Genomic DNA, 26,080 nt, shown 5'->3' on the forward strand with positions numbered 1-26,080 from the left:
TCATCGAGGAGGTCGACGGCGACGGCGAGGCGAGCGGCTACACCGCCGGCCCCGGCGGCGGGGCGCTCGACGAGGAGGACGTCTCGCGCTACGGCATGGTCAAGCTCACCCCGCTCGGCGTCTACGGCGTGCGCGCCAGGATGCTCGACGCGGGCGTGGACGCCCCGGCCGACGGCGACCTCGCCGACACGGGCGCGGACGGGCTCCTCGACCTGCTGCCCGGACACCCGGAGAGCGCCGCGCGCGCCGAGGCCGAGCTGTGGCTCGCCGGCCGTACGCCCGGCGACGCGGCCCGCGCACTCCTGGCCGCCGCCCGCGGCGACGACCAGAGCGCGCCGCTGCGGCGGCTCGCCTGTCAGCAGACCCTCGCGCTGGTCGGCATGGAGGCCGAGCCCGCGCTGCGCGAGGTGCTCGACGACGCGCACCTCGGCGGGCTCGCCCGGGTCTGGCTGGCCGAGCACGGGGCGTCGGAGGTGCCGGAGCCCTCGGAGACCATGGTCTTCTGGCTGACCGTCGACACCATCGCCGCGCAGCTCGGCGCGGTGGGCGGCGTCGAGGACTCCGAGGAGCTGCGGAACCTGGTGGAGGGGCTGGTCGGTCAGCACAGCGGCTTCTTCGATACGGCCTGGCGGGTGGACCACCCGGCCACCGCGGACGTCCTGGACGCGATGGGGCAGCTGCATCCGGACAAGAAGATGGCCAAGGAGGCACGCAAGGCCGCCTTCAAGGCGCGGTCGCGCGGCTGAGGCGGCCGCAAGCAGCGGCCGCCGACGGCCGACGCCTGAACGCCCTCGGGCGTCAGGCGCCGGCCGCCTCGCCGGCCGGCGCCAGGCGGAGCGCGCGTCCACCGGCCACCGGCCCGCCCTCTCGCGGACTGTTCAACGGCGCGTCAGCACTCGTAGCGCGTCGTGTGCTTGAACGAGGACGACGCCCCGTTGAAGCCGTACGTGCCCCGGTAGGCCGGCGGGTTCTGGTACTCGCCGACGATGGTGATGGAGTTGGCGCACGAGCCCTGCCCGGACCGCTTCGCGTCGAGCCTGATCTGCTCGCCGATGGAGCCGCCGGTGATGTCCCACGGCGCGCCGCAGATGCCGGAGGTGATCTTTCCGCCGGTCACCACGTGCGGGTAGGTGTTGGGGTCGTACTTCACCTCGATGCCGAAGGTGACCGCGCCGTTGTGCAGTTCCAGCTTGCACTGGGTTTCGAGGGCCTGCGGAGCGGCGTCCGCGTGCGTCGAGGCGAACGCCTCGTCGCGCGTCTTGACCTCGGCGCCCCGCGGGTTGATGAAACGGTGCTCCGCGCGGGCCTCGCCCTTCTTCTTCTGTGCAGCCTGCGTCATGGCTTTCCCTCCACTCAGGCCAGCAGCTCGGCGATCTCCACCCGCAGCAGCGCGCGGACGTTCTCGATGTGGTTGACGATGGTCACCACTTGGGAGCCCGCGAAGAGCAGCCCGAGCGCGACGTCGTCCTGCGAGGTCACCAGCGAGCCGGAGTCGCCGCCGGCCGAGATGTTCGTGGTGAGGATCTGGTCCTTGAACCGCGCGGTGCCCGCGGTGCCGTAGTTGACGTCGATCGTCGCGTCGACCGCGATGACCCGGCCGAAGCTGATGTTGGTCGTCCGGCCGGTCTTCTTGACCAGGTCGCCGACCGCGACATTGGCCTTGCGCCGCCAGGCGCGCGGCGCGCCGCTGAAGTACTGCTCGCGGGTGGCGTCCTGGAACTCCACGGTCCCGAGCGCGCAGTCCACGATGTTGTTGTGCTGCTCCAGCGGGATCTGCGGGGCGAACTGGATGGGGATGAACCGGTCCAGCGTGGCGATCCGGTCCGCCGGGTCGCTGCCGCCGTCGAAGACGCCGGGCTGCACGATCGCGCTGCCCGCCGGGGCCCGGTTGGAGTCGGCGAGCACGTGGTTGTTGCTCAGGATGTAGAACCGCGCCGGGGTGCCGAGGCCGGCCCCGGGCGGGTCCGCGGAGGCGCCGGGCAGGAAGTCGTAGACCACGCTGCCCAGGGTGCCCGCGGTGACCCGTACGTTCCCGACCGAGAAGCCGGACGGGCACGGGCGCATCCTGCGCTTGAGCAGCTGCGGCTCGAACGCGCCCAGCCGGCCGAGCTCTTCGAGCATCGGCTGCGACAGCTGGGAGAGCGATTCGGCGCCGAGGTCGCCGCCGCGGTACGAGCCCTGCTGCTCCTCGCGGCGGCCGCCCGGCCGCTGCTGGCGCTGCTGGGCCTGGGCGGAGACGTGGCCGACCGCGACCACGTCGGTCGGGGTGCCGTCGTCCATCGTGCGCGGGACGACGTCCCGCTCGGGCAGCATCGACTCCGGGACCTTCTGGGTCACGAAGATCAGTACGGCTTCCTCACCGGTGGGCTCCCCGTCCGTCCACTTCACGCCATGGCCGAAGCCGACGACGTTGGCGAGCGGGTTCTGGGGCCGCAGGAAGTCGGAAATCGCCTGTTGGCGGGAGGTGTCACGGACCTGACCGCCGGTGGGTCCTCGCATCATCTCGGGCCGGCTCACGCCAGACCACCTCTTCCCTGGTCGGGGTCCGCGCGGCGCGGGGCCGCCGGGTGAAGGTACCCGTACGGCCGGCGGTGGGGCGGACCACGTGCACAGTGCGCAGACCGGCTCTTACGGCCGGCTCGGTGGAGTCGGCGGGCCCCGGTGCGAAGAATGGTGTACGGGCGTACGACCGAGGGGTCCGCGTTCTCCTGACGGGTGATGCAGGTAGGGCCTGTCTATTGCCGCTCAGGTCGGCGGTCAAGACGTTCTGCGGGGAATCATGGGTATACCGGCCGATTGCCGTCGATGACCTTCATTGCCATGATTTTTTGCCGCCGGGCCAAATGAGGGCCGGAAGTCGGTCGGTGTTCAACTGCCGTTCGGCGAAGCGCGCGAGGGTGAGCGCCGCAGCCCAGCGTCGGACCCGGCCACCCAGGAGACAAGATGCCGCTCACTCGCAGAGACTTCGTGCAGCGATCCGCGTACACCGGCGCGGGCGTCGCGCTGGCCGGCAGCGTCGGCGTACTGGCGAGCGCGCCCGGCGCGCTCGCCGCTGAGCCGGGGGCCGAACCGCTCGGCGGCCCCGACGGGGAGCACAGCGGCCACCACCGGCTCGGCTACGGTCCGCTGCTGCCCGACCCGAAGGGCCTCCTCGCGCTGCCCGCGGGCTTCTCGTACCGCGTCATCACGCGCACCGGGGTGACCAAGCTGGAGTCGGGCGAGTCCACCCCGTCCAACCACGACGGCACGGCCACCTTCGAGGGGCCGCGCGGCGTCACGCTGCTCGTCAACAACCATGAGCTGAAGGGGCCGCGCGCCGACTGGCCGCACCCGGTGCCGCTCACCGAGGGCCTCGTCTACGACCCGGCGGCCTCCGGCGGCTGCACGGTCGTCGAGGTCTCCCAGCACGGCGGCCATGTCGCCGAGTGGGTCGGCATAGCCGGTACGGCCACCAACTGCGCGGGCGGGCGCACCCCCTGGGGCACCTGGCTGACCTGCGAGGAGACCGAGGACCAGGCCGGCCGGAACGGCATGACCAAGGACCACGGCTATGTCTTCGAGGTCGACCCCTACGACCGCAGGGCCAACCGCGCCCCGCAGCCGATCAAGGCGCTCGGGCGGTACGCGCACGAGGCGGTCGTCGTCGACCCCAAGCGCGGCCACCTCTACCTGACCGAGGACGCCGACAAGCCCAACGGGCTGCTCTACCGCTGGGTGCCGCCGCACGGCTTCAAGCACGGGCGCGGCGAGCTGAAGAAGGCCGCCGCCGACGCGGGCGTGCTCCAGGCGTTCAAGTGCTTCGACTCCGGCGGCCGGTTCGTCGACGACCTCTCCCGCGCCACCCGGACCGGCACGGTCTACGGCGTGGACTGGGTCGAGGTGCCGGACCGGGACGCCAGGTCGGTGTCCGTGCGCAAGCAGTTCAAGGACACCGAGGTCACCCGCGCCCGCAAGCTCGAAGGTCTGTGGTGGGGCGACGGCGGCGCGTACGTCGTCGCCTCCTTCGCCCGCGGCGAGAGCCCGGTCGCGCACGACGGCCAGGTCTGGTTCTACGACCCCAAGCGGCGCACCCTGACGCTCAAGGTACTGCTCGGCGTCAACAAGGACCCGGAGCGGGACGGCGCCTTCGACGGCCCGGACAACATCACCGTCTCGCCGTACGGCGGGCTGATCATCGCCGAGGACGGCGAGGGCGTCCAGCACCTCTTCGGGGCGGTGGACGACGGCCGTACGTACCCGATCGCGCGCAACGAGCTGAACATCGGCACCGAGCAGAAGCCGACGTTCAGCGAGTTCACCGGGGTCGTCTTCTCCCCGGACGGGGACACCCTCTTCGCCAATATCCAGGATCCCGGCATCATGCTGGCGATCACCGGACCGTGGAAGCGGCAGGGACACCGCCGCTGACCCGAGCTGACTTGCCCCCGGACCGGGTGTCGCGGCCGGCCGGCGGCTCCTGCCGCGGCTGGGCCGGTCGCCCGGTGGAGTGCCGCCGGCCGGCGGTGGGCTGCCGGCCGACGGGAGCCGAGGGCGGGCCGCCGGGAATCCTGAGCGCTCGGCGATGTTGAGGCGAAGGTGACCTCAGCGATACAGCCGACCCGCCCCCGGTTCTCCGTCCTGGACCGCTCCCGCACCCGGCAGGGCCGGCAGCCCGCGCAGGCGCTGCGCGACACCGTACGGTTCGCGCGGCAAATCGAGGAGCTGGGCTACCACCGGTTCTGGGTCTCCGAGCACCACAGCGTGCCCGGGGTCGCGGGATCGGCCCCCACCGTGCTCGCGGCGGCCGTCGCCGCCGCGACCTCGCGGATCCGCGTCGGCACCGGCGGGGTGATGCTGCCCAATCACCAGCCGCTGGTGGTGGCCGAGCAGTTCGGGGTGCTGGAGTCGCTCTTTCCCGGCCGGATCGACATGGGCCTGGGACGGTGCGTCGGCTTCACGGACGGAATCCGGCGGGCGCTCGGCCGGGGCAAGGACGACGCCGAGGACTTCGCCGGGCAGCTCGCCGAGCTGCTGGGCTACTTCAGCGGGGAGCACCCGGTCCATCCGGAGGTGCACGCGCAGCCGGCCGAGGGGCTGCGGGTGGCCGCGTTCGTGCTGGCCACCGGCGCGGGGGCGGCGCACGCCGCCGCGCTCGGGCTGCCGCTGGTGATCGCGGCCGTACGGGGCGAGGAGGCGATGCTGCGCGCCATCGACCGCTACCGCGCGGACTTCCGGCCCTCGCTCTGGTCGCCCGCGCAGCGGCCCTACGTCGTGGTCTCCGGCACGGTCGCCGTCGGACGGACCGCCGAGGAGGCCCGGCAGCTTCTGCTGCCCGAGGCGTGGTCGAGCGCCTACTCCCGGACGCACGGGGTGTTCCCGCCGCTCCTTCCGGTGCGGGAGATCAGCTCGCTGTCCATGACCGCGAAGGAGCGCGCCCTCTTCGAGGAAGCGCAGAACGGGCACATCCACGGCACGGAGGACGAGGTCGGCGCCGCGCTCGATGCTCTGATCGAACGCAGCGCCGCCGACGAGGTCCTGGTCACCACCAGCACATACGATCGCGCGCTGCTGCTGGACTCCTACCGCCGTCTCGCCCGCCTGCTGCCGCGGGACACGCCGTCAGAGGATCTGGGACCCCGGCTTGACCATGCCGCGCACGGTGCGTGAGTCGACGTACTCGCCCAGCGCCGTCATCTCCCACTCGCCGGAGAACTGCCGGACGAACTTCGCCATCAGCACGCCGGTGCGCGCCTCGGAGGAGGTCAGGTCGAAGCGCACCAGTTCCTCGCCGCTGCCCGCGTCGAGCAGCCGGCAGTAGGCCTTGGCGACGTCGGTGAACTTCTGCCCGGAGAAGGAGTTGACGGTGAAGACCAGCCCGGTGACCTCCGCCGGCAGGCCGCCGAGGTGCACGGTGATGGACTCGTCGTCGCCGCCGCCCTCACCGGTGAGGTTGTCGCCGGAGTGCTGGATGGTGCCGTTGAGGATGGCGAGCTTGCCGAAGTAGCAGGAGTCGATCTTCTTGCGGTTCGGGCCGTAGGCGATGACCGAGGCGTCGAGGTCGATGTCCTTGCCCCGGAAGGCGGGCTCCCAGCCGAGGCCCATCCGCACCGAGGACAGCAGCGGCTTGCCGCCCTTGACCAGCGAGACCGTCTGGTTCTTCTGGAGGTTCACCCGGCCCTTGTCCAGGTTGATCTTCCCGGCGCCGGGCGCGGGAGCCGCAGGGGCGGCGGGCGGCGCGGGAGCCATGGGCGCGGCAGCGGGTACGGGCGCGGGCGGAGCCTGCGGAGCGGCGGGGGCGGGAGCCGGTGCGGGGACGGGAGCCGGCGCGGGGGCGGCGGGCTCCTCCACGCTCACCCCGAAGTCGGTGGCGATCCCGGCCAGCCCGTTCGAGTAGCCCTGGCCGACCGCGCGGACCTTCCAGACGCCGTTGCGCCGGTAGACCTCGACGGTGACCAGTGCGGTCTCGGCGCCGAGCTTCGGCGGGGTGAAGCTGGCGAGCACGGTTCCGTCGTCCGCGTTGCGGATCGTCGCCGTGGGCTCGGTGCCGGCGAAGGTCGCGCCCGCGTCGAGGCTCGCGGTCACCACGATCTTCTCGATGCCGGGCGGCACGGCGCCGGTGTCCACGGTGATGGAGTCCGGGCCCGAGCCGCCGCCTGCGCGGTGCGTCACGCCCGGTCCGTCGGGCTGGTTGTAGAAGACGAAGTCGTCGTCCGAGCGCACCTTGCCCTCGGCGGTGAGCAGCAGGCCCGACACGTCGAGCCGCACGGGGGCGCTGACGTCCACCGCCACGCGCGGGGCGGAGAGCGGGATATTCGAGCCGGGTGTCATAGCGGTCATGTCCGGGGTAACGAACGACCCCGCTTTGCGGTTCCATTACCCGCCGATGACCCTGGTGACCGGCCATCCGGGCCCCTTCCGGCCGCCGGCCGGGCCGAGCGGCGGTGGAGCGGGCGGAGGCGGGGCCTGACTTCAGCCTTCCCCCAACCTTCGGCCGGGAGGTGCCCCCAGCGTTTGAGGACACCCATCTGCCGGGCGGACCCGTTATGACTCACTGCGGTCACCGCGCCGGCGCGTCAGTGCGGCCACACAGGCGGATCCGTGCAGAACGCCCCGCCGAGGTTCGCGTGGGCCGGGTCGGCCGGGTCCAGTTCGCCCTGTTCGGCGATGAGGCGGGCGGCGTACGGCTCCGAGTCGTCCTGCGGTTCGTAGCCCAGGGCCCGCGCGCCGGACAGGTCCCACCACAGGCGCGTGTTGGCCGAACTGCCGTACACGACCGAGTGCTCGACGTCCTCGGCGGTGAGCGCGGCGTGCAGGATGCGGGCGCCGTCGGCGGGGCTCAGCCAGACCGAGAGCATGCGCACCGTGGCCGGCTCGGGGAAGCAGGAGCCGATGCGGATGGAGACCGTCTCGATGCCGTGCAGGTCCCAGTAGAGGGACGCCAGGTCCTCGCCGAAGCACTTGGAGAGGCCGTAGAAGGTGTCGGGGCGGCGCGGGGTGCCGATCGGGATGAGGGACGCGGCGTCGATCGTGGGATCGGTGGGGCCGCCGGCGCCGATGGGGCGCGGGGTGAAGCCCACCACGTGGTTGCTGGAGGCGGAGACGACGCGTCGCACGCCCTCCGCGCGCGCGGCCTCGTAGAGGTTGTACGTTCCCTGGATGTTGGCCCGCAGGAGCTTGTCGAAGGAGGATTCCAGCGAGATGCCCGCGAGGTGGATGATCGCGTCGACGCCGCGCACGGCCTCGCGCAGCGCCTCCGCGTCGGCGAGGTCGGCCTTGATCGCGTCCGGCTCGCCCTCGATCGCGACCATGTCCAGCAGCCGCAGCTCGTAGCCGTACGCGGGCAGTAGTCCGCGCATCAGGGTGCCCAGGCCGCCGGCCGCGCCGGTGAGCAGGACGGTGCGGGGAGCGGCCATCAGCGGATCTCCTCAGGAGTCAGGGAGTCTCGGCAAGTCCCGGGCGGTCTCGCGCGGTCCCGGGAGGTCCCGGTAAGAATCTCATCCATGGATTAAGTTCACATCCATGGACAGATTATGGAATCCCGTCAAGGCCGTCAAGGGCTGAGTCGGACTCCCGGAATCTGTTTTCACGTGGCGGTTCTTCGTCTTGACCGGCGCGGCGGCGCTGCTTTAGCGTGGCCGCGTTCATAAATATGGACGCCGATCAGAAACATGCACGTGCGATCGGGCGGCGGCATGTCGGCGCACACCCCAGGGAGAGCACGTGACCTCAGCCTCACTCGCCGACCGCCTCGACGGCTTGCTGTTCTTTCCCGTGACCGCGTACGGGCCGGACGGTGCGCTCGACCTCGAAGTCTTCCGCGCCCATGTCCGCCGGGGGATCGACGCCGGCGCGGGCGCGGTCTTCGCGTGCTGCGGCACCGGCGAGTTCCACGCGCTCACCCCGGCGGAGTTCCGCGACTGCGTCGCCGCCGCCGTCGCGGAGGCCGACGGACGGGTCCCCGTCATCGCTGGTACCGGATACGGCACGGCCCTCGCCGTCGAGTTCGGGCGGCTCGCGGAGGAGGCGGGCGCCGACGGGCTGCTCGCGATGCCGCCGTACCTCGTCGTCGCCGACCAGGAAGGGCTGCTGCGGCACTACTCCGCCCTCGCCGCCGGAACCGGCCTTGAAGTGATCGTCTACCAGCGCGACAACGCGGTCTTCACCCCGGCCACCGTCGTGGAACTGGCCCGAGTCCCCAACGTCATCGGGCTCAAGGACGGCCTCGGCGACCTCGACCTGATGCAGCGCATCGTGGGCGCGGTGCGCACCGCGCTGCCGGACAGCGACTTCCGCTACTTCAATGGCCTGCCCACCGCCGAACTCACCGGCCTCGCCTACCGGGGCATCGGAGTGCTGCTCTACTCCTCGGCCGTCTTCTGCTTCGCCCCCGACATCGCCCTCGCCTTCCACCAGGCGCTGCACTCCGGCGACGACCACACCGTCAACCGGCTGCTCGACGGCTTCTACGGCCCGCTCGTCGAGCTGCGCAACCAGGGCCGGGGCTATGCCGTATCGCTGGTCAAGGCGGGCGTACGGCTGGGTGGCCTCGACGTCGGCGAGGTCCGCCCGCCGCTCACCGAGCCGAGCCCGGCCCATGTGAAGGAGCTGGCCGAGCTGATCGCGCGCGGCCAGGCGCTGATCACGGGCGGCTGACCGGCCGGAGCCCCGCCCCTCCGCCCGCCCTTCCGTCGCCCCCTCCCTCCTGGCCCCCGAGGAGCCGACATGCGCGCATCCGCCTTCCTCTACCCCTGGGACGTCGTCGGCGACCCGGACGCCCCGCGCCGGCTCGTCGACCTCGGCGTCCAGCAGGTCACCCTCGCCGCCGCCTACCACTCCACCCGCGCGCTGACCCCGCGCCACCCCAGCCGCCGGATCGTCACCGCCGAGCACGCCGCCGTGCTCTACCCGCCCGACGCCGCGCGCTGGGACGGGCGGGACCTGCGGCCGTACGAGCAGTCCTGGGCAGCGGGCCCCGACCCGTACGGCGAGGCCGCCCGCGCGCTCACCGAGGCGGGGCTCGACGTCCACTCCTGGGTCGTGCTCGCCCACAACTCCCGCCTCGGCGCCGAGCATCCGCAGATCTCGGTGCGCAACGCCTACGGGGACCGCTACCCGTGGGCCCCCTGCGTGGCCCGGCCCGAGGTGCGCGGCTACGCCGTCTCGCTGGCCGCCGAAGCCGCCGTACGGCCCGATACGAGCGGCGCCGAGCTGGAGTCCTGCGGCTGGTACGGCATGGCGCATCTGCACGCGCACGACAAGATCGGCGGGGTGCCGCTCGGCGGCGCGGGCCAGTATCTGATGTCGCTGTGCTTCTGCGAGGTCTGCCGGGACGGGTACGCCTCGGCGGGCGCCGACCCGGAGGAACTGGCCGCGACGGTCGTACGGGCCCTCGGGCCGCTGTGGTCCGGCGCGCCGCAAGCCGTCGCCGGGGACCGGGCGGGGGAGTGGGCCGAGGTCGAGAAGCTGCTCGGCGCGGACCTCGCCTCGGCCACGCTTCGCTGGCGCGCCGGGGCGGCCCGCCGCCTTCAGCGGGAGGCGGTCGCGGCGGTACGGGCGCGGGCGGCGGCGGGGAGCGGCGGCGAGCCGGGCGGGGGAGCCGGACCCATCGGCGGGGCCGGACCCATCGGCGGGGCCGCGCCTATCGGCGGGGCCGCGCCTATCGGCGGGGCCGCGCCTATCGGCGGGGCCGCGCCTATCGGCGGGGCCGCGCCTATCGGCGGGGCCGCGCCTATCGGCGGGGCCGCGCCCGGATTCCGGGTGCTGCTGCACGCCGACCCCGCCCCGCACCGCTGCGGCGCCAACGCCGGCGTCGAGGCCGTGGAGGTGCTCGCGCACGCCGACGGAGTCGTGCTGCCCTGCCCGGGCGGCGCCGACGGCGCGGCCGAACGGGCGGGCGTGATCCGGCCGTTCACCCCACACCAGGCCGAATCCGGCACGCTCGCGGCCAACTTCAACATCGTCTCCGGCATGGGCGGCAGCCCCGGAACGTTGGCCGATGACGCGGCGCACGCGGGGGGTCTTGGCGCGACCGAAATCCGCCTCTACCACGCGGGATTGGCATCCGACGGGGACCTGCGGGCCGTGCGGGCAGCGCTCGGCTGAGCGGCCGACCCCTGTCCGTCCTCCCTCGGACTCCGCCCCGAGGTGCTCCCACCGGCTGAATTCAGCTCTCCCCGGCCCCCGGCCCCCGGCCCTCGGCCCTCGGCCGGAGCTGTCCTCAATCTCCCCCAGCCTTCGGCCGGGAAGCGCCCCAGGGCGATTGAGGACACCGTCCACCGGCACACCAGGTCAACCACTGCGGTCACCACGACTACTTCCGGCCGAGAGCCTCCCGCATCATCGCCGTCGCGACCGGCGCCGCCAGCCCGTTGCCGCTGATTTCGGCGCGGGTGGCGGCGGAGTCCTCGACGACCACCGCGACCGCGACCTGCTTGCCGTCGCCGTCCTTCGCGTAGGAGATGAACCACGCGTACGGCTTCTTGCTGTTCTCGACGGCGTTCTGCGCGGTGCCGGTCTTGCCGCCGACCTCCACGCGGCCCCTGCGGTCCCTGCGCCGAACGGGTGCAGCGCGGTGCCCCGCAGGTTTCATCCCGGGCGACTCGGGGATTCGACCACGGTGCCGGACGGGACACCTGAGACATCCGGGGTACCCGGTCACCCGGAACGACTGGGACCACAGCGAAAGGCTTGGCAGCGTGGCACCGCACACCGCTCAGGATCCACCTCCCGCTTCGACGGTCACCCTGCACGTCAACGGGGCCCCGCACCGGCTGACCCTGGACAACCGGACGACCGTGCTCGACGCGCTGCGTGAGCGGCTGGATCTCACCGGCTCCAAGAAGGGCTGCGACCACGGTCAGTGCGGTGCGTGCACCGTCCTCGTGGACGGCCGCCGGACCAACAGCTGTCTGCTGTTCGCCGTCGCGTACGACGGCGCGGAGATCACCACGGTCGAGGGGCTGGCCGACGGGGACCGGCTGCACCCCGTCCAGCAGGCGTTCCTCGACCGTGACGGCTTCCAGTGCGGCTACTGCACGCCCGGCCAGATCTGCTCCGCCGTCGGCGTCCTCGCCGAGGCCGCCGACGGCCACCCGTCGCATGTCACCGCCCCGGTCGCAGGCCCGGCCACTGGCCCGTCCGCCGCGCAGGGGAGCCCCGTCCCCCTCACGCCCGAGGAGATCCGGGAGCGGATGAGCGGCAACATCTGCCGCTGCGGCGCCTACGCCAACATCGTCGCCGCGATCCAGGACGTACGGGACCTGCGGGGCGCGCGGGGCGCGCAGAGCGCACCGCACACGCCGGGGGCGCAGACCGCACAGGACGCGCCGGGCGCGCGGTATGCACCGCACGCTCCGGGCGTACCGATCGCGCCGGGCGCGCCCCCCACGCGGGACACCCAGGGAGCCGCCCGGTGAAACCCTTCACCTACACCCGCGCCGAGAGCGTCGACGCCGCGATCACCGCTCTCGCCGAGCACTCCGACGCGAAGTTCCTCGGCGGCGGTACGAACCTCGTCGACCTCATGAAGCTGGGGGCCGAGGCTCCCGGCCGGCTCGTCGACGTCAGCAGGCTGCCGTTGGCGGCCGTGGAGGAGACGGCTGACGGCGGGCTGCGCATCGGCGCGACCGTGCGCAACAGCGACCTCGCGGCCCACCCCGCCGTCCGCGCCCGCTACCCCGTGCTGTCCCAGGCTCTGCTGGCGGGCGCCTCGGGGCAGTTGCGCAACGCGGCCACCACCGGCGGCAATCTGCTCCAGCGGACCCGCTGCCTCTACTTCCAGGACGTCGCCAAGCCCTGCAACAAGCGCGAGCCCGGCAGCGGCTGTCCGGCGCGCGAGGGGGTGCACCGCGACCTCGCGGTGCTCGGCCACTCCGAGCACTGCGTCGCGACCCACCCCTCCGACCTGGCCGTCGCGCTCGCCGCCCTCGACGCCGTCGTCCAACTGCACGGCCCGGACGGCGAACGGGCCGTCCCCCTCGTCGACTTCCACCGGCTGCCCGGCGGCGAACCGGCCCGCGACACCGTCATCGCGCACGGCGAACTCGTCACAGCCGTCCTGCTGCCGCCCGCCGTAGCGGCCCGTTCCGCCTACCGCAAGGCCCGCGACCGCGCCTCGTACGCCTTCGCGCTCGCCTCGGTCGCCGCCGTGCTCGACGTACGGGGCGGGATGGTGCACGACGTGCGCCTCGCCTTCGGCGGGCTCGCGCACAAGCCGTGGCGCGCCAGGCTGGCGGAGGACGCGCTGTGCGGACTGCCCGCTACCGAGGAGTCCTTTGCCCGCGCGGCCGACCTCGAACTGTCGGCGGCCGAGCCGCTGCGTGACAACGCCTTCAAGGTGCCGCTGGCCCGGAACCTGGCCGTCAGGGTGCTGGCCGATCTCGCGGGCCCGGCCGGCTCCCCTCCAGACGGCCCTCACCCCGACGGCTCCGCCCCCGCCGGCCAGGACCCCACCGCCACCGATCCCGCCGCCACCGATCCCGCCACGGGCAGCCGAGGAGCCTGACGACCATGAGCGCGAGCACTCCCGGCCCTCCCCCCGACCCTGCCCCCACACCTGCCCTCGGCGCGCCCGTGGGCCGCCTCGAAGGACGGCTGAAGGTCACCGGCGCCGCCCGCTACGCCGCCGAGCACACCCCGCCCGGCACCGTCTACGCCTGGCCGGTGCCCGCCACGATCGCCCGTGGCCGGGTGACGGCGGTGAAGGCCGACGAGGCGCTCGCCGAGCCGGGCGCGCTCGCCGTGCTCACCCACGAGAACGCGCCCCGCCTCGGCGAGCCCGAAGACCCGATCCTGTCGGTCCTGCAGAACGACCGCGTCCCGCACCACGGTTGGCATGTGGCGCTGACCGTCGCCCGCACCCTGGAGTCGGCGCGCGCCATGGCGGCGGCGCTGCGCGTCGAGTACGCGCCGGAGGAGCACGATGTCCTCCTGCGCACCGGGCACCCCGGCCTGTACGAGCCGGACGAGGTCAACGGCGGGGAGGCCGGCCGGCGCGAGCGCGGCGACTTCGACGCCGCCTACGAGGCCGCGCCCGTGCGGATCGACGCGACGTACACGATGTCGGCGCTGCACAACCACCCGATGGAGCCGCACGCGGCGACCGCCCGCTGGGACGGCGACCGGCTGACCGTGCACGACTCCAGCCAGGGCGCCACCACCGTCCAGGAGACCCTGGCCGGGCTCTTCGGGCTGGACCGGGACAGCGTCACGGTGATCTCGGAGCACGTGGGCGGCGGCTTCGGCTCCAAGGGCATCCCGCGGCCGCACGTCGTGCTGGCGGCGATGGCGGCGCGGCACACCGGCCTCCCGGTCAAACTCTCCCTCCCCCGCGCGCAGTTGGCCGCCGTCGTCGGCCACCGGGCCCCGACCGTGCAGCGGGTCAGGCTCGGCGCGGGGGACGACGGCGTGATCAGCGCGCTCGCCCACGAGGTGACCACCCAGACCTCGACGGTCAAGGAGTTCGTGGAGCAGGCGGCGGCGCCCGCCCGCGTCATGTACACCTCCCCGCACAGCCGTACCAGCCACCGGGTCGTCGCGCTGGACGTCCCCAGTCCCTCCTGGATGCGCGCGCCCGGCGAGGCGTCCGGGATGTACGCCCTCGAATCGGCCATGGACGAACTCGCCGAGGCGCTCGACCTGGACCCCGTCGAACTGCGGCTGCGCAATGACACCGCCGCCGAACCGGACAGCGGCAAGCCCTTCAGCAGCCGCCACCTCGCCGAGTGCCTGCGCGAGGGCGCGCGGCGCTTCGGCTGGCACGAGCGCGGGCGGGAGCGCGACCCCCGCCCGCGCTCCCGCCGCGAGGGCCGGCTGCTGATCGGCAGCGGTGTCTGCTCCTCGACCTACCCGGTGCTCATCGTGCCCTCGACCGCGCGGGCGCACGCCGACCGGACCGGCGGCTACCGCGTCCGGATCAACGCGACCGACATCGGCACCGGCGCCCGTACCGTCCTCGCCCAGATCGCCGCCGACGCGCTCGGCGTCCCGCTGGAGCGGGTCGGCGTCGAGATCGGCCGCAGCGACCTGCCGGCCGCACCGCTCGCCGGCGGCTCCGCCGGGACCGCGTCTTGGGGCTGGGCGGTCGACAAGGCGTGCCGCGCGCTGCGCGCCTCGGTCGCCGAGCACGGCGGTACGCTGCCGCCCGACGGTCTGTCGGCCACCGCCGACACCCGGGAGGACGTCGAGCCGGAGTCCCCGTACGCCCGGCACGCCTTCGGCGCGCAGTTCGCCGAGGTGCAGGTCGACACCGACACCGGCGAGACCCGGGTCCGCCGGCTGCTCGGCGTCTTCGCCGCCGGGCGCATCCTCAACTCCCGCACGGCGCACAGCCAGTTCATCGGCGCCATGACGATGGGCGTGGGCATGGCGCTGCTGGAGGGCAGCACCATGGACCCGCGCTTCGGCGACTTCGCCGAACGCGATCTCGCCTCCTACCACGTCCCCGCCTGTGCGGACGTGCGCGAGATCGAGGCGCACTGGATCGAGGAGGACGACCCGCACCTCAACCCGATGGGGAGCAAGGGCATCGGCGAGATCGGCATCGTCGGCACGGCGGCGGCGATCGGCAACGCCGTCCGGCACGCGAGCGGCGTCCGGGTCCGGGACCTGCCCATCCACCCGGACAAGCTGCTGCCGTACCTCTGAGGGCTGCCGTACGTCTGAGGAGCGCCGCTCAGGAGTGCCGCGCCGCCTCGGTCGCGGGTCAGAGCCTGCGCGTCGCCAGCGTGAGGCGGTCGCGGGCGTCGAAGAGCGTGTCCTTGATCATCTGCTCGTGCGCCGGGGTCAGCCGGGCCACCGGGACCGAGCAGCTGACCGCGTCGCGCGCCGGGGTGCGGTACGGGATCGCGATGCCGAAGCAGCGCAGCCCGAGCGTGTTCTCCTCGCGGTCCACCGCGTAGCCCTGCTCGCGGATCAGGTGCAGCTCCTCGATGAGCTGCTCGCGGTCCGTGATGGTGTGCTCGGTCAGCGGCGACAGCGTCTGCGGCAGCATCTTGCGGACCTGCTCGTCGCTGTAGGTCGCGAGCAGCGCCTTGCCCAGCGAGGTCGAGTGGGCCGGCAGCCGGCGTCCGACCCGGGTGAAGGGGCGCAGATAGTGCTGGGACTGGCGGGTCGCGAGGTAGACGACGTTGGTGCCGTCGAGGCGGGCGAGGTGGATGGTCTCGGTGGTGTCGTCCGAGAGCCGGTCCAGGGTGGGCCTGGCGGCGGCGACCACCTCGTCACCGTCGATGTACGAGGTGCCGACGAGCAGCGCGCGCACGCCGATGCCGTAGCGGGTGCCGGTCGCGTCGGTCTCGACCCAGCCCAGCTCGACCAGGGTGCGCAGCAGCATGTAGAGGCTGGACTTGGGGTAGCCCACGGACTCCTGCACGGCGGCGAGGCTGTGCATTCCGGGGCGGCCCGCGAAGAATTCCAGCAGCTCGACGGTGCGGACCGCGGACTTGACCTGGGCCCCGCCGTCTCCCGCTCCCCGCCCGTGGGCGCCCCCTTCGGCAGCAGACATGGCCCTTGACCCCTTCGTTCGAACGGAAATAGAGTCCCGGCAGAGTTCACCACCAGGGACAGTGTTCAGTATATCGAACTGGGTTCCCGGTGCGGCGTGCAATCAGGGCGTGCGATCAGCAGGAGGAATCCCCGGTGGCAGCATCAGTGTGGAGCGTCGACCCCCGGACCGGGAAGCGGCGGGAGCAAGTCGCCGTCGAGGCCACCGCCCGAGAAGTGGACGAGGCGGTACGAGCCGCCCACGCGGCCCGGGGCGCCCTCGCCGACCGGACCGTGCGCGCCGCGCTGCTGCGTACCGCCGCGGACCTGCTCGACGAGGCCGGCGAGCACGTCATTGAGGCGGCCGACGCGGAGACCGCGCTCGGCCCGGGGCGGCTCACCGGCGAGCTGGCCCGCACCACCTTCCAGCTGCGCTCCTTCGCCGAGGTGGTGGACGAGGGCGCCTTCCTCGACATCGCCGTCGACCACGCCGACCCCGCCGCCAAGCCGGCGCCCCGCCCCGACCTGCGGCGCTACAAGGTGCCGCTCGGTGTCGTGGCCGTCTACGCGGCCAGCAACTTCCCGCTGGCGTTCTCCGTGCCCGGCGGCGACACCGCGAGCGCGCTCGCGGCGGGCTGCCCGGTCGTCGTCAAGGCGCACCCGGACCACCCCGGCACCTCCGAGCTGTGCGTGGCCCTGCTGCGCCGCGCCGCCGCCCGGGCCGGTCTGCCGGAGGGCGTCATCGGCCTGGTGCACGGCTTCGAGGCGGGCGTCGAGCTCGTCAAGCACCCGCTGGTCGCCGCGGCGGGGTTCACCGGTTCGGTGCGCGGCGGGCGCGCGCTCTTCGACGCGGCGGCGGCCCGCCCCCGGCCCATCCCGTTCCACGGCGAGCTGGGCAGCCTCAACCCGGTGGTGGTCACCGAGGCCGCCGCCGCCGAGCGGGGCGAGCAGATCGGCGTCGGACTCGCGGGCGCGATCACGCTGGGCGTCGGCCAGTTCTGCGTGAAGCCCGGCCTGGTCCTCGCCCCGGCGAGCGCGGCCGGCGACCGGCTGGTGAAGGCCCTCACCGAAGCCGTCAGCGACACCGACCAGGGGGTCCTGCTGGACTCCCGGATGCGCGACGCCTTCGTCGCGGGCGTCGCCGAGCGGGCCGCGCTGCCCGGCGTCGAGACCCCGGTCACCGCCGGCTCGGGCGGCCAGCACACGGTGAGCGCCGGATTCCTCACCGTCCCCGCCGCGGCCCTCGCCGCCGGCGGGGACCACGAACTGCTGCTGGACGAGTGCTTCGGCCCGGTCACCGTCGTCGCCCGCTACGAGGACGAGACGCAGATCGGCGCGGTCCTCGCCGCGCTGCCCGGCAACCTCACCGCGACCGTCCAGCTCAGCGCCGAGGAGTGCGCCGGCCAGGACGGCCGGGGCGCCCGGCTGCTCGCGGAGCTGACCCCGCTGGCCGGACGGCTGCTGGTGAACGGCTGGCCGACCGGCGTCGCCGTCGCCCCCGCCCAGCACCACGGCGGCCCGTACCCGGCCTCCACCTCCACCTCGACCTCGGTCGGCGCGACGGCCATCGAGCGCTGGCTGCGCCCGGTCGCGTACCAGGACACGCCGCCCGCCCTGCTGCCGCCCGAGCTGCGCGACGACAACCCGCAGCGGCTGCCGCGCCGGGTGAACGGCCGCCGGGCCGGGTGACGTGACGCCGTGCCGGGCCCCGGAGTCCGGAGCTCCCCCGGCGTCGGGTCGAGGCGGACCGACGCCGGGGGTCGGCTGCGCCGCCGCGTGCTGAGTACCCTCCTGCGTAAGGGAGACGAGGTCTCCGATTGCCGGCGGGGGAGAACCGATGGCCGTGCGCAACGTCCACGAACGCCTGCCGTCCGCGCGGAGCGACCAGGCCGGATCGATCCGCATCGTGATCCGCGCCGCGACGCCCGCCGACCTCGACGCCGTCGCCGACCTGCACAGCCGCACGCGCACCAGCTACTACCGGGGGCGGCTGCCGGACGCCCTGCTCGACGACCCGGCCGAGCGGGCCCGCTGCCACGCGGCCTGGGAGCACGCCCTCGCGCGGCCGGACGGCGGCGTGCTCTGCGCGGTCCGGGACGGCGCGGTCGCCGCGGTCGCGTCCTTCCGTACGCCGCGGGGGGCGGCGCGGACTGCGGCGGCACCCGCCAGGGCCGCGGCGACGGTTCCGCGGGACGTCACGCTCCACCAGTTCCACGTGGACCCCGAGCACTGGCGGAGCGGCATCGGCAGCGGCCTGCACGACGCGTGCGTCACCGCCTGGCAGACGGCCTCCCGGAGCACCGCCCACCTGGAGGTCTTCTGGCACAACCAGCGGGCCCGCGCCTTCTACGCCCGGCACGGCTGGCAGCCCGACGCCGCGCACCGTCCGGCCCCCGACGACACACACCTGCGGCTGACCCTCGCGGTGCCGTTGGCCTGCGGGAATGCGCTGTCCGCAGCTCCTGTTGTGCCCAGCGTGGAGGAGACCCCCGCACACCGAGCCAACTGAGGAGCGAGAAGGTCATGCGCGTCGAGATCTGGAGCGATATCGCCTGCCCGTGGTGCTACATCGGCAAGGCCCGCTTCGAGGAGGGGCTCGCGGCCTTCGGGCACCGCGACGAGGTCGAGGTCGTGCACCGCTCCTATGAGCTGGACCCCAAGAGCGCGAAGGGCGAGCGCACTCCCGTCCTCGACATGCTGGCGAGCAAGTACGGCGTGCCGCGCGAGCAGGCCGAGGCCATGGAGGCGCGGGTCGCCGAGAACGCGCAGGCGTCCGGGCTCGGCTACCGCTCGGACCGGGAGCACGGCAACACCTTCGACATCCACCGGCTGCTGCACCTCGCCAAGGCACGAGGCCGCCACGACGAGCTGCTGAGCCTGGTCTTCCGCGCCAACTTCGCCGAGGAGCGGTCCGTCTTCGAGGCGGACACGCTCGTGCGACTGGCGGCCGAGGCGGGACTCGACGCCGAGGAGGCCCGCCGCACGCTCGCGGACGAGAGCGCCTACGCCGAGGCCGTACGGGCCGATGAGCGCGAGGCCGCCGAGCTGGGCGCGACCGGGGTGCCGTTCTTCGTCCTGGACCGCCGGCTCGGGGTCTCCGGCGGGCAGCCCGCCGAGGTATTCACCCAGGCGCTGGAAAAGGCGTGGCAGGGCCGGTCCGCCGAGGCGTCGGCGAGCGCGCAGGTCAGCGGCCAAGCATAAGGAATGCTTGGAGATACCCGTCAATTATGTGCAATGGACGGGGAGATGGCGGCGGTTCATAGTGGGGGCATGGATAGCCTCGGAGGCGCTGAATTCGCGCCGCAGACGACGTACCTGAACACCGCGTCCGAGGGCCTGGCCCCTGCGCGGGCCATGGCCGCCCTACGGGCCGGACTCGACAACGCGGCCCTGGGGCGGCCGTCGGACGACGGCGGGGGCCGGGCGGTGGAGGCGGTCCGCGCCACCTTCGCGCGGCTCGCCGGGGTCAGCGAGCAGCGGGTGGCCCTCGGCGGCTCGGTCGCCCTGCACGTCGGTCTGATCGCCGCCGCGCTGCCGGCCGGATCCGAGGTCCTGGTGGCCGACGGCGACTTCAGTTCGCTGGTCAACCCCTTCGCGATGCGCGCCGACCTCAAGCTGCGCAGCGTCCCGCTCGATGAGCTGGCCGAGGCGGTGCGGCCGGGTACCGCGATGGTCGCCGTCAGCAGCGTCCAGTCCGCGGACGGCCGGGTCGCCGACCTCGCCGCGATCCGCGCGGCGGCCCGCGCGCACGGGGCCCGTACGCTCGTCGACGCGACCCAGTCGGCGGGCTGGCTGCCGCTGAACGCCGACGACTTCGACTACACCGTGGTGGGCGCCTTCAAGTGGCTGCTGTGCCCGCGCGGCATCTCGTTCCTGGTCGTCCCCCGTGACAGCTCGGAGCTGACCCCGATCTTCGCGGGCTGGGTGGCGGGCGAGGACCCGTGGGAGAGCTGCTACGGCCCCGTCGAACACCTCGCGCGCTCCGCCCGGCGCTTCGACCAGAGCCACGCCCCGATGGGCTACCTCGCCGCCGAGCCCACGCTCGCGCTGATCGAGGAGCTCGGCCCGGAGACGATCGGTGCGCACGACATGGGGCTGGCCGCGCGCTTCCGCACCGGGCTCGCGGCGCTCGGGCGCGAGCCGGTGCCGGGCGAATCGGCGATCGTCGCGGTGCCCGGCCTGGGCCACGCCGAGGACCGGCTGACGCGGGCGGGCGTGCGGGTCTCGGTGCGCGCCGGGAATCTGCGCGCGGCCGTCCACCTCTACAACACGTCGGCCGACGTGGACCGCATCCTGGAGGTGCTGGCCGAGTAGGCGGTGCCGGCCGAACGGTGCGCACGCCCGGCGCGCCACCCGTACGCCCGGCGCGCGGGCGAGCCCGCGCGCCGTCCTCACACCTCGCCGCGCGCCATCCGGATCAGCCGGTCCAGCACCTGGCCGCCGCTCACCCGCAGCCCGTCGTGCTCCCACTCGTCGGTCACCCAGGTGCGCAGCCCGCGCACGGTGCGGGCGGTCGCCAGCGAGTCGGCCGTGTCGACGTACATGTCGTCGTGGTAGACGGCGGCCACCACCGGCACCTCGTTGGAGGCCAGCCGGGCCGGGTCGTACAGGTCCGGCCAGTCCTTGCGCTCGGCCAGGATCTCGGCGGCCTCCCGCAGCGGGCGCAGCGCGGGGTCCGTCTCGAACATCCACGGGTAGATCATCTCGCCGGTGAAGTGCACCGGCGCGCCGTCCGCCAGCGACCGGTCCACGTCGAAGCCGGGGAACTCCGGGCGCACCCGCTGGGCCGCCCAGCGGGTGCCCTCAGGGCTCACCGACCGCTGTCCGTAGATCGATTCGTGCAGCAGCGCGAAGAGCGGCCCGCTGTCGAAGGACAGCTCGGCGCGCACGCCCGCGAGGAAACCGTCGGACAGCTCGGGGCCGGCCGCGCCGGTCACCCAGGCGTCCTCCAGCAGATAGTGCAGGGTGTGCGAGCCGGTGCCCGCGCCCAGCATCAGGCCGAGCGCCTGGAACGCCTCGGCGCTGAGCACACCGCCGTCCGGTAGCTCCACGCGCTTCTCGCGCAGGTGGCCGGCGATCCGCCGGGCCGCCTCGACGTCCTGCGGATAGCGCGCGTAGTGGCCGTCGTTCTTGCGCGCGACCCTCGGGTACGCCGCCCGGTAGACGTCCTCGGGCCCGGTGCGCAGCCCCGCGAGGCCGCCGGTGACGAAGGCTTCCTTGATCGCCTCGGGGAAGCGCGAGAGGTACGTCAGGACGCAGAATCCGCCGAAGCTCTGCCCGAGCAGGCTCCACCGGCCGTCCCCGTTGCGGTCCCCGCCCCGGCCCAGCAGCTTGCGGCCGATCAGATGGCGGCGGAACACCTCGGCGTCCCGCACGATCGCGTCGGAGCGGAAGTGCGAGAGGTAGTCGGCCTGCGCCTGCGGGGTGCCGCGCAGCGCCAGGGTCTGCCGGTTCGCGGGGGTGGAGCGGCCGGTGCCGCGCTGGTCCAGCAGCAGCACCCGGTAGTCGTCCAGGGCCCGTACCAGCCAGCTGTCCCGGCCGAGCGGCCTCGGCGACCTGCCGCCGGGCCCGCCCTGGAGGAACAGCAGCCAGGGCAGCTTGTCGGCCTCGCGGCCCGCGGCGACGGCTTCTCGCGCGTACACCGAGATCTGCTCGCCGGCCGGGTCGTCGTGGTCCAGCGGGACCTGGATGACATGGTCGCTCAGCACGACGCCGGGCTGCCGCAGGACGGGCATGTGACTCCTCAGACTGGCCGGACGGGACAGGACGGTCCGGACGGACCCCCGGCCGCCCGAGCGGATCGGGCGGCCGGCGCGCTGTCCCGCGATCAGCGACGCCCGCAGCGGGGCGCCGGGTGCTACTTGACCGGGGTGAAGGGCGCTCGCGCGCCGATGTACTCCGGCCGGGGCAGCGGTGCGGCGAAGGGATCCACCGCGGCGTTCTCCATGCTGTTGAAGACGATGAAGACGTTGCTGCGCGGATACGGGGTGATGTTGTCGCCCGAGCCGTGCATGCAGTTGCAGTCGAACCAGGTCGCCGAGCCGGCCGCGCCCGTGAAGAGCTTGATGCCGTGCCGCTCCGACATATCGGTGAGCGCCTGGTCGGACGGGATGCCCGCGCCCTGCATCTGGAGCGAGTGTTTGTAGTTGTCCCGCGGGGTCGAGCCCGCGCAGCCGAGGAACGTCCGGTGCGAGCCCGGCATGATCATCAAGCCGCCGTTGGTCGCGTAGTTCTCGGTCAGCGCGATCGAGACGGACACGGTCCGCATGTTCGGCAGGCCGTCCTCGGCGTGCCAGGTCTCGAAGTCCGAGTGCCAGTAGAACCCGGAGGCCCCGAAGCCCGGCTTGACGTTGATCCGGCTCTGGTGGACGTAGACGTCCGAGCCGAGGATCTGCCGGGCGCGGTTCACCACCCGCGGGTCGCGTACGAGCTGCGCGAACACCTCGCTGATCCGGTGCACCTCGAAGACCGACCGGATGTCCTGCGTCTTCGGTTCGACGATGGAGCGCTCGTCGGCCCGGATCGCGGGGTCGGCGGTCAGCCGCTCCAGCTCGGCGCGGTAGCTCGTCACCTCGTCCGGAGTGATCAACTGGTCCACCGTCAGGAAGCCGTCCCGATCGAAGCCGCTCAGATCAGCGGGCCGGATCGGTCCGGCGGCACCCGGGTCGGACCACACCACCGGGTCCTGCCGCGGGGTGGTCACCTCGGTCGCGCCTCGCGTCGGGTACAGGTCAGCTGTTCGCTCGGGTGCGGTGGTCATGCTGCTGCTCCTTCTCCTCTCGTACGTCCCTGCTCTTTCTCGCTCCCCCAAAAGGGGGTTTTAGCTGTCCGCGGGCTCGGTGAGCAGCGGGTACACGCCGTTCTCGTCGTGGTCCTCGCGGCCGGTGACCGGCGGGTTGAAGACGCAGACGCAACGGAAGTCGGTCTTGGGGCGCATCGTGTGGCGCTCGTGCCCGTCCAGGAGGTACATGGTGCCGGGGCTGATCCAGTGCTTCTCGCCGGTCTCGTCGTTCGTGAGCTCGGCTTCGCCTTCTACGCAGAGTACGGCTTCGATGTGATTCGCGTACCACATCGATGTCTGCGTTCCCGCGTAGAGCGTGGTCTCGTGCAGCGAGAAACCGACACGCTCCTTGGCGAGCACGATGCGCTTACTGCGCCAGGTGCCGCTCTCGGCGGTCACGTCGCGGTCAGTGCCCTCGATGTCTTGGAAGGATCGGACGATCACGGTGGGTTGCTGCCCTTCTGTCGGTGACTTGTGGTGCCTGCCGGGACGGGCGGGCGGCCGGTCGCCCGGCCACCCGCCCGTCCCGGTCAGTCATGCGGTCATGCGGTCTCGCGGACGGCGCGGGCCAGCGTGCGCAGGCCCTCGTCGAGCTCGTCGGCGGTGATGGTCAGCGCCGGCAGCATCTTGACGACCTCGCCCGACGGGCCCGACGTCTCGATGAGCAGTCCGAGCTCGAAGGCGCGGGCGCACACCGCGGAGGCGCGGGTCTTGTCGGTGAACTGCAGACCCCAGACCAGACCGCGGCCGCGGTACTGGGCGCCCGAGGTCGGGTGCTCCTCGCAGATGGCGCGCAGCGTGGTCTCGACCTGCTCGCCGCGGGAGAGCGTCTGCTTCTCCATCTGGCCGTCGGCCCAGTAGGTGTCGAGCGCGGCGGTCGCGGTGACGAAGGAGGGGTTGTTGCCGCGGAAGGTGCCGTTGTGCTCGCCCGGCTCCCAGATGTCCAGCTCCGGGCTGAAGAGGGTGAGCGCCATCGGCAGGCCGTAGCCGCCGATCGACTTGGACAGCGTCACGATGTCCGGCGTGATGCCCGCCTCCTCGAAGGAGAAGAAGGCGCCGGTGCGGCCGCAGCCCATCTGGATGTCGTCGACGATCAGCAGCATGTCGCGCCGCTTGCACAGCTCCGACAGCGCGCGCAGCCACTCGGCCCTGGCGACGTTGACGCCGCCCTCGCCCTGCACCGTCTCGACGATCACGGCGGCGGGCTGGTTGAGGCCCGAACCCTGGTCCTCCAGCAGTCGCTCGAACCACAGGAAGTCGGGGTACGCGCCGTCGAGGTAGTTGTCGAACGGCATCGGGGTGCCGTGCACCAGCGGTATGCCGGCGCCGGCCCGCTTGAACGCGTTGCCGGTGACGGCGAGCGAGCCCAGCGACATGCCGTGGAAGGCGTTGGTGAACGAGACGATCGACTCGCGGCCCTTGACCTTGCGGGCCAGTTTGAGGGCCGACTCGACGGCGTTGGTCCCCGTCGGGCCGGGGAACATCACCTTGTAGTCGAGGTCACGCGGGCGGAGCACGACGTTCTGGAAGGTCTCCAGGAAGGCGCGCTTGGCCACGGTGGACATGTCGAGCCCGTGGGTGATGCCGTCGCGCTCCAGGTAGTCGATCAGAGCGCGCTTGAGCACCGGGTTGTTGTGCCCGTAGTTGAGGGCGCCGGCGCCGGCGAAGAAGTCGAGGTACGAGTGTCCGTCCTCGTCGAAGAGGCGGCTGCCCTGCGCGCGGTCGAAGACAGCAGGCCAACCGCGGCAGTAGCTGCGCACCTCCGACTCCAGGGTCTCGAAGACGCTCAGGGCGGGAGGGGTGATGGTCACAGCATTCTCCTGGGAGATGAGTGGCGTGAAACGGGATGAAGTGTGGGGTTCGGTCGACGCTGCCGCAAAGGCGGCTTGAGCGGTCAGGACCGTGGAGCGGGGTCCGTGAGCGGACCGATGCGGTAGAGCACCTCTGGCTCATGGCCGCCGTCGGGGAACAGGCCGGCGTCGAAGAGCACTTCCTTTTCGACCGTCGCGCCATGCCGCTCGGCGTACGACGTGAACAGTCGGTTGGAAGCGGTGTTGTCGGGCGAGATCGTGGTTTCGATCCGCTCGATGCCCGGCTCTTCGGTGGCCCGGGCGGTCAGCCCGTCGAGCAGCGCGGCGGCCAGTCCTCGGCCGCGTTGCGCGTGGTCGACGGCGACCTGCCAGACGACGAGGGTCTGTGGATGGTCCGGACGGATGTAGCCGGTGATGAAACCGACCGGGTCACCGTCGTCGCCGCGTGCGACCACGGAGGTGGCAGCGAAGTCGCGGCACCACAGCAAGTAGCTGTACGAGGAGTTGAGGTCGAGTGTCTTCGAGTCGCGGGCGATGCGCCAGATCGCGGCTCCGTCCTCTACCCGCGGAGTGTCGAGCTTCAGCCCCTCTGGCATTTCCCGGAATTGGGTACGGGCACGTGCATGGTCTGCTTGTGCGGCGGTCATGGGAATTGAATTTACCGAGGGAAAATCAAAATTGCATCGGGGGAAGGGGTTACGCTGGAGGGGGTCAGTGTGGTATCGCGCGGGGACGCACTGGCGCGCGGAATCCCGGCTGAATGTGCCGGTTTCTAGCGGAATTAAGGCTCAAAACGGACAGACTGTGGAGTGTGTCACATGTGCGTAACGAACCGGAGATCTGTCGGAATTGTGGCACTTGGCCCTGGCGAAATCTTGGCGTTTGAGGTCGAAAAAAGCGGGAAGAAGAATACGGGAAGCTGCACTGAATTACCGCCTCCCGTTTAACGGAGAATTCAGCTCCGCAGGCGAACTACGGGACGGAACTGGGCAGTCCGAAAAGCCTTGGGGCATCAGCGGTCGAGGGCTTCGGCCCAGGCGCCGGACGCGGCGTCGTCGGCGGCCTCCCGGTCCGCTCCCCGGCCGGACTCCCGCAGGGCCCCGCCCAGTGCCGCCAGGCAGCCGCGTACGACGTCCAGGCTCGCGGCCGGCCCGTAGTGGTTGATCCGGACCATCTCCTTGGCCAGCGCCCCGCCGCCCGCGATCAGCGGCAGCGAGGGATCGGCGGCCAGCGCCCGCCCGACCAGCCCGGAGGCGTCCGTGTCCGCCGGGACACGCAGCGTGGTCGCCACCGGCGCCGCGTCCCCGGCCTCCCGGACGTACGGGGCCAGCCCGCCGCCCAGCGCGAGCGCGCCCGCCCTGGCCGCGGCTGCCGCCGCCCGGTGGCGGCCGGCCACGACCTCCGCGCCGTCCGCCTCGATCCGCTCCAGGCACGCCTCCAGCGCCAGCATCTCCAGCTGCGCGGGCGCGTGCGGCAGGGCGGTGCGGCCGGCGTCGATCCAGCGCTCCTTCCAGTCCAGCAGCGATTGCTA

Annotated in this window: 21 protein-coding genes and 3 pseudogenes; 12 read left to right on the forward strand and 12 right to left on the reverse strand. The window is 72.8% G+C overall.

Going from position 1 to position 26,080, the window contains the following annotated elements:
• Positions 1–746, forward strand: a pseudogene (locus tag QMK28_RS28230) (hypothetical protein); the annotation flags it as partial.
• Between the two features lie 143 nt (positions 747–889).
• Here QMK28_RS28230 and QMK28_RS28235 read toward each other — a convergent pair.
• On the reverse strand, positions 890–1,339 hold the full coding sequence (locus QMK28_RS28235; RefSeq protein ID WP_326442458.1) for a hypothetical protein: 450 nt from the start codon (positions 1,337–1,339) through the stop codon (positions 890–892).
• 14 nt (positions 1,340–1,353) lie between these two features.
• Positions 1,354–2,517, reverse strand: coding sequence for a hypothetical protein (locus QMK28_RS28240; protein WP_326442459.1), 1,164 nt, complete (start codon positions 2,515–2,517; stop codon positions 1,354–1,356).
• A 426-nt stretch (positions 2,518–2,943) separates the two neighbouring features.
• Here QMK28_RS28240 and QMK28_RS28245 point away from each other — a divergent pair, with 426 nt between their 5' ends.
• Both QMK28_RS28245 and QMK28_RS28250 read left to right on the forward strand, forming a co-directional pair.
• Positions 2,944–4,407, forward strand: coding sequence for an alkaline phosphatase PhoX (locus QMK28_RS28245; protein ID WP_326442460.1), 1,464 nt, complete (start codon positions 2,944–2,946; stop codon positions 4,405–4,407).
• A 168-nt stretch (positions 4,408–4,575) separates the two neighbouring features.
• Positions 4,576–5,646, forward strand: a complete 1,071-nt coding sequence (locus tag QMK28_RS28250) for an MsnO8 family LLM class oxidoreductase (RefSeq protein WP_326442461.1) — start codon at positions 4,576–4,578, stop codon at positions 5,644–5,646.
• Here the strand turns inward: QMK28_RS28250 and QMK28_RS28255 are convergent.
• Both QMK28_RS28255 and QMK28_RS28260 read right to left on the reverse strand, forming a co-directional pair.
• Entirely contained in the window at positions 5,599–6,807 is a 1,209-nt protein-coding gene (locus tag QMK28_RS28255; RefSeq protein WP_326442480.1) for a TerD family protein, read from the reverse strand. The genes QMK28_RS28250 and QMK28_RS28255 overlap by 48 nt on opposite strands.
• A gap of 245 nt (positions 6,808–7,052) precedes the next feature.
• Entirely contained in the window at positions 7,053–7,892 is an 840-nt protein-coding gene (locus QMK28_RS28260) for an NAD-dependent epimerase/dehydratase family protein (RefSeq protein WP_326442462.1), read from the reverse strand.
• A 307-nt stretch (positions 7,893–8,199) separates the two neighbouring features.
• On the opposite strand from QMK28_RS28260, the gene QMK28_RS28265 reads away from it, so the two are divergent.
• Entirely contained in the window at positions 8,200–9,132 is a 933-nt protein-coding gene (locus QMK28_RS28265) for a 5-dehydro-4-deoxyglucarate dehydratase (protein ID WP_326442463.1), read from the forward strand.
• Positions 9,133–9,201: 69 nt separating this feature from the next.
• Positions 9,202–10,581 (forward strand): hypothetical protein, encoded by a 1,380-nt coding sequence (locus QMK28_RS28270; RefSeq protein WP_326442464.1) that lies wholly within the window; start codon positions 9,202–9,204, stop codon positions 10,579–10,581.
• A 208-nt stretch (positions 10,582–10,789) separates the two neighbouring features.
• Here the strand turns inward: QMK28_RS28270 and QMK28_RS28275 are convergent.
• Positions 10,790–11,008 (reverse strand): annotated as a pseudogene (locus tag QMK28_RS28275) (penicillin-binding transpeptidase domain-containing protein); the annotation flags it as partial.
• Between the two features lie 166 nt (positions 11,009–11,174).
• Between QMK28_RS28275 and QMK28_RS28280 the strand changes: the two are divergent.
• Genes QMK28_RS28280 through QMK28_RS28290 form a run of 3 tightly spaced genes read left to right on the forward strand, consistent with a single transcriptional unit; the run spans position 11,175 to position 15,123 of the window.
• Positions 11,175–11,894, forward strand: a complete 720-nt coding sequence (locus QMK28_RS28280; protein WP_326442466.1) for a 2Fe-2S iron-sulfur cluster-binding protein — start codon at positions 11,175–11,177, stop codon at positions 11,892–11,894.
• Positions 11,891–12,982, forward strand: coding sequence for an FAD binding domain-containing protein (locus tag QMK28_RS28285; RefSeq protein ID WP_326442467.1), 1,092 nt, complete (start codon positions 11,891–11,893; stop codon positions 12,980–12,982). Before QMK28_RS28280 ends, QMK28_RS28285 begins: the two co-directional genes overlap by 4 nt.
• Before the next feature lie 5 nt (positions 12,983–12,987).
• Complete coding sequence (locus QMK28_RS28290) at positions 12,988–15,123, forward strand: xanthine dehydrogenase family protein molybdopterin-binding subunit (RefSeq protein WP_326442468.1); 2,136 nt, start codon at positions 12,988–12,990, stop codon at positions 15,121–15,123.
• A gap of 58 nt (positions 15,124–15,181) precedes the next feature.
• On the opposite strand, the gene QMK28_RS28295 is transcribed toward QMK28_RS28290, so the two are convergent.
• On the reverse strand, positions 15,182–15,979 hold the full coding sequence (locus QMK28_RS28295; protein ID WP_326442469.1) for an IclR family transcriptional regulator: 798 nt from the start codon (positions 15,977–15,979) through the stop codon (positions 15,182–15,184).
• Between the two features lie 134 nt (positions 15,980–16,113).
• Between QMK28_RS28295 and QMK28_RS28300 the strand changes: the two genes are divergently transcribed.
• The 4 genes from QMK28_RS28300 to QMK28_RS28315 all read left to right on the forward strand — a co-directional run bounded on the left by QMK28_RS28300 (position 16,114) and on the right by QMK28_RS28315 (position 20,271).
• Positions 16,114–17,646: an aldehyde dehydrogenase (NADP(+)) gene (locus QMK28_RS28300; protein WP_326442470.1), complete on the forward strand. Its 1,533-nt coding sequence runs from the start codon at positions 16,114–16,116 to the stop codon at positions 17,644–17,646.
• Between the two features lie 148 nt (positions 17,647–17,794).
• Positions 17,795–18,466: a GNAT family N-acetyltransferase gene (locus QMK28_RS28305; protein WP_326442471.1), complete on the forward strand. Its 672-nt coding sequence runs from the start codon at positions 17,795–17,797 to the stop codon at positions 18,464–18,466.
• A 14-nt stretch (positions 18,467–18,480) separates the two neighbouring features.
• The gene (locus QMK28_RS28310) at positions 18,481–19,158 is read left to right on the forward strand and encodes a DsbA family oxidoreductase (protein ID WP_326442472.1); all 678 of its coding nucleotides are present in this window, start codon (positions 18,481–18,483) and stop codon (positions 19,156–19,158) included.
• Between the two features lie 69 nt (positions 19,159–19,227).
• Positions 19,228–20,271 carry an aminotransferase class V-fold PLP-dependent enzyme gene (locus QMK28_RS28315; protein ID WP_326442473.1) on the forward strand — a complete coding sequence of 348 codons (1,044 nt, stop codon included), beginning with the start codon at positions 19,228–19,230 and terminating at the stop codon, positions 20,269–20,271.
• Between the two features lie 77 nt (positions 20,272–20,348).
• Here the strand turns inward: QMK28_RS28315 and QMK28_RS28320 are convergent, their stop codons facing one another.
• From QMK28_RS28320 to QMK28_RS28345, 6 genes and pseudogenes are all read right to left on the reverse strand, one after another.
• Complete coding sequence (locus QMK28_RS28320; protein ID WP_326442474.1) at positions 20,349–21,692, reverse strand: alpha/beta fold hydrolase; 1,344 nt, start codon at positions 21,690–21,692, stop codon at positions 20,349–20,351.
• A 122-nt stretch (positions 21,693–21,814) separates the two neighbouring features.
• A complete protein-coding gene (gene thpD / locus QMK28_RS28325) occupies positions 21,815–22,717 on the reverse strand; it encodes an ectoine hydroxylase (RefSeq protein ID WP_326442475.1) in 903 nt (300 codons plus the stop codon).
• A gap of 60 nt (positions 22,718–22,777) precedes the next feature.
• Positions 22,778–23,182 carry an ectoine synthase gene (locus QMK28_RS28330; protein WP_326442476.1) on the reverse strand — a complete coding sequence of 135 codons (405 nt, stop codon included), beginning with the start codon at positions 23,180–23,182 and terminating at the stop codon, positions 22,778–22,780.
• A 98-nt stretch (positions 23,183–23,280) separates the two neighbouring features.
• Positions 23,281–24,549 carry a diaminobutyrate--2-oxoglutarate transaminase gene (gene ectB / locus QMK28_RS28335; protein WP_326442478.1) on the reverse strand — a complete coding sequence of 423 codons (1,269 nt, stop codon included), beginning with the start codon at positions 24,547–24,549 and terminating at the stop codon, positions 23,281–23,283.
• A gap of 83 nt (positions 24,550–24,632) precedes the next feature.
• A complete protein-coding gene (gene ectA, locus QMK28_RS28340; protein ID WP_326442479.1) occupies positions 24,633–25,196 on the reverse strand; it encodes a diaminobutyrate acetyltransferase in 564 nt (187 codons plus the stop codon).
• Positions 25,197–25,561: 365 nt separating this feature from the next.
• Positions 25,562–26,074, reverse strand: a pseudogene (locus tag QMK28_RS28345) (alanine--glyoxylate aminotransferase family protein); the annotation flags it as partial.
• Positions 26,075–26,080 lie beyond the last annotated feature (6 nt).

Source organism: Streptomyces sp. H27-D2 (assembly GCF_035828615.1).
GTDB lineage: Bacteria > Actinomycetota > Actinomycetes > Streptomycetales > Streptomycetaceae > Streptomyces.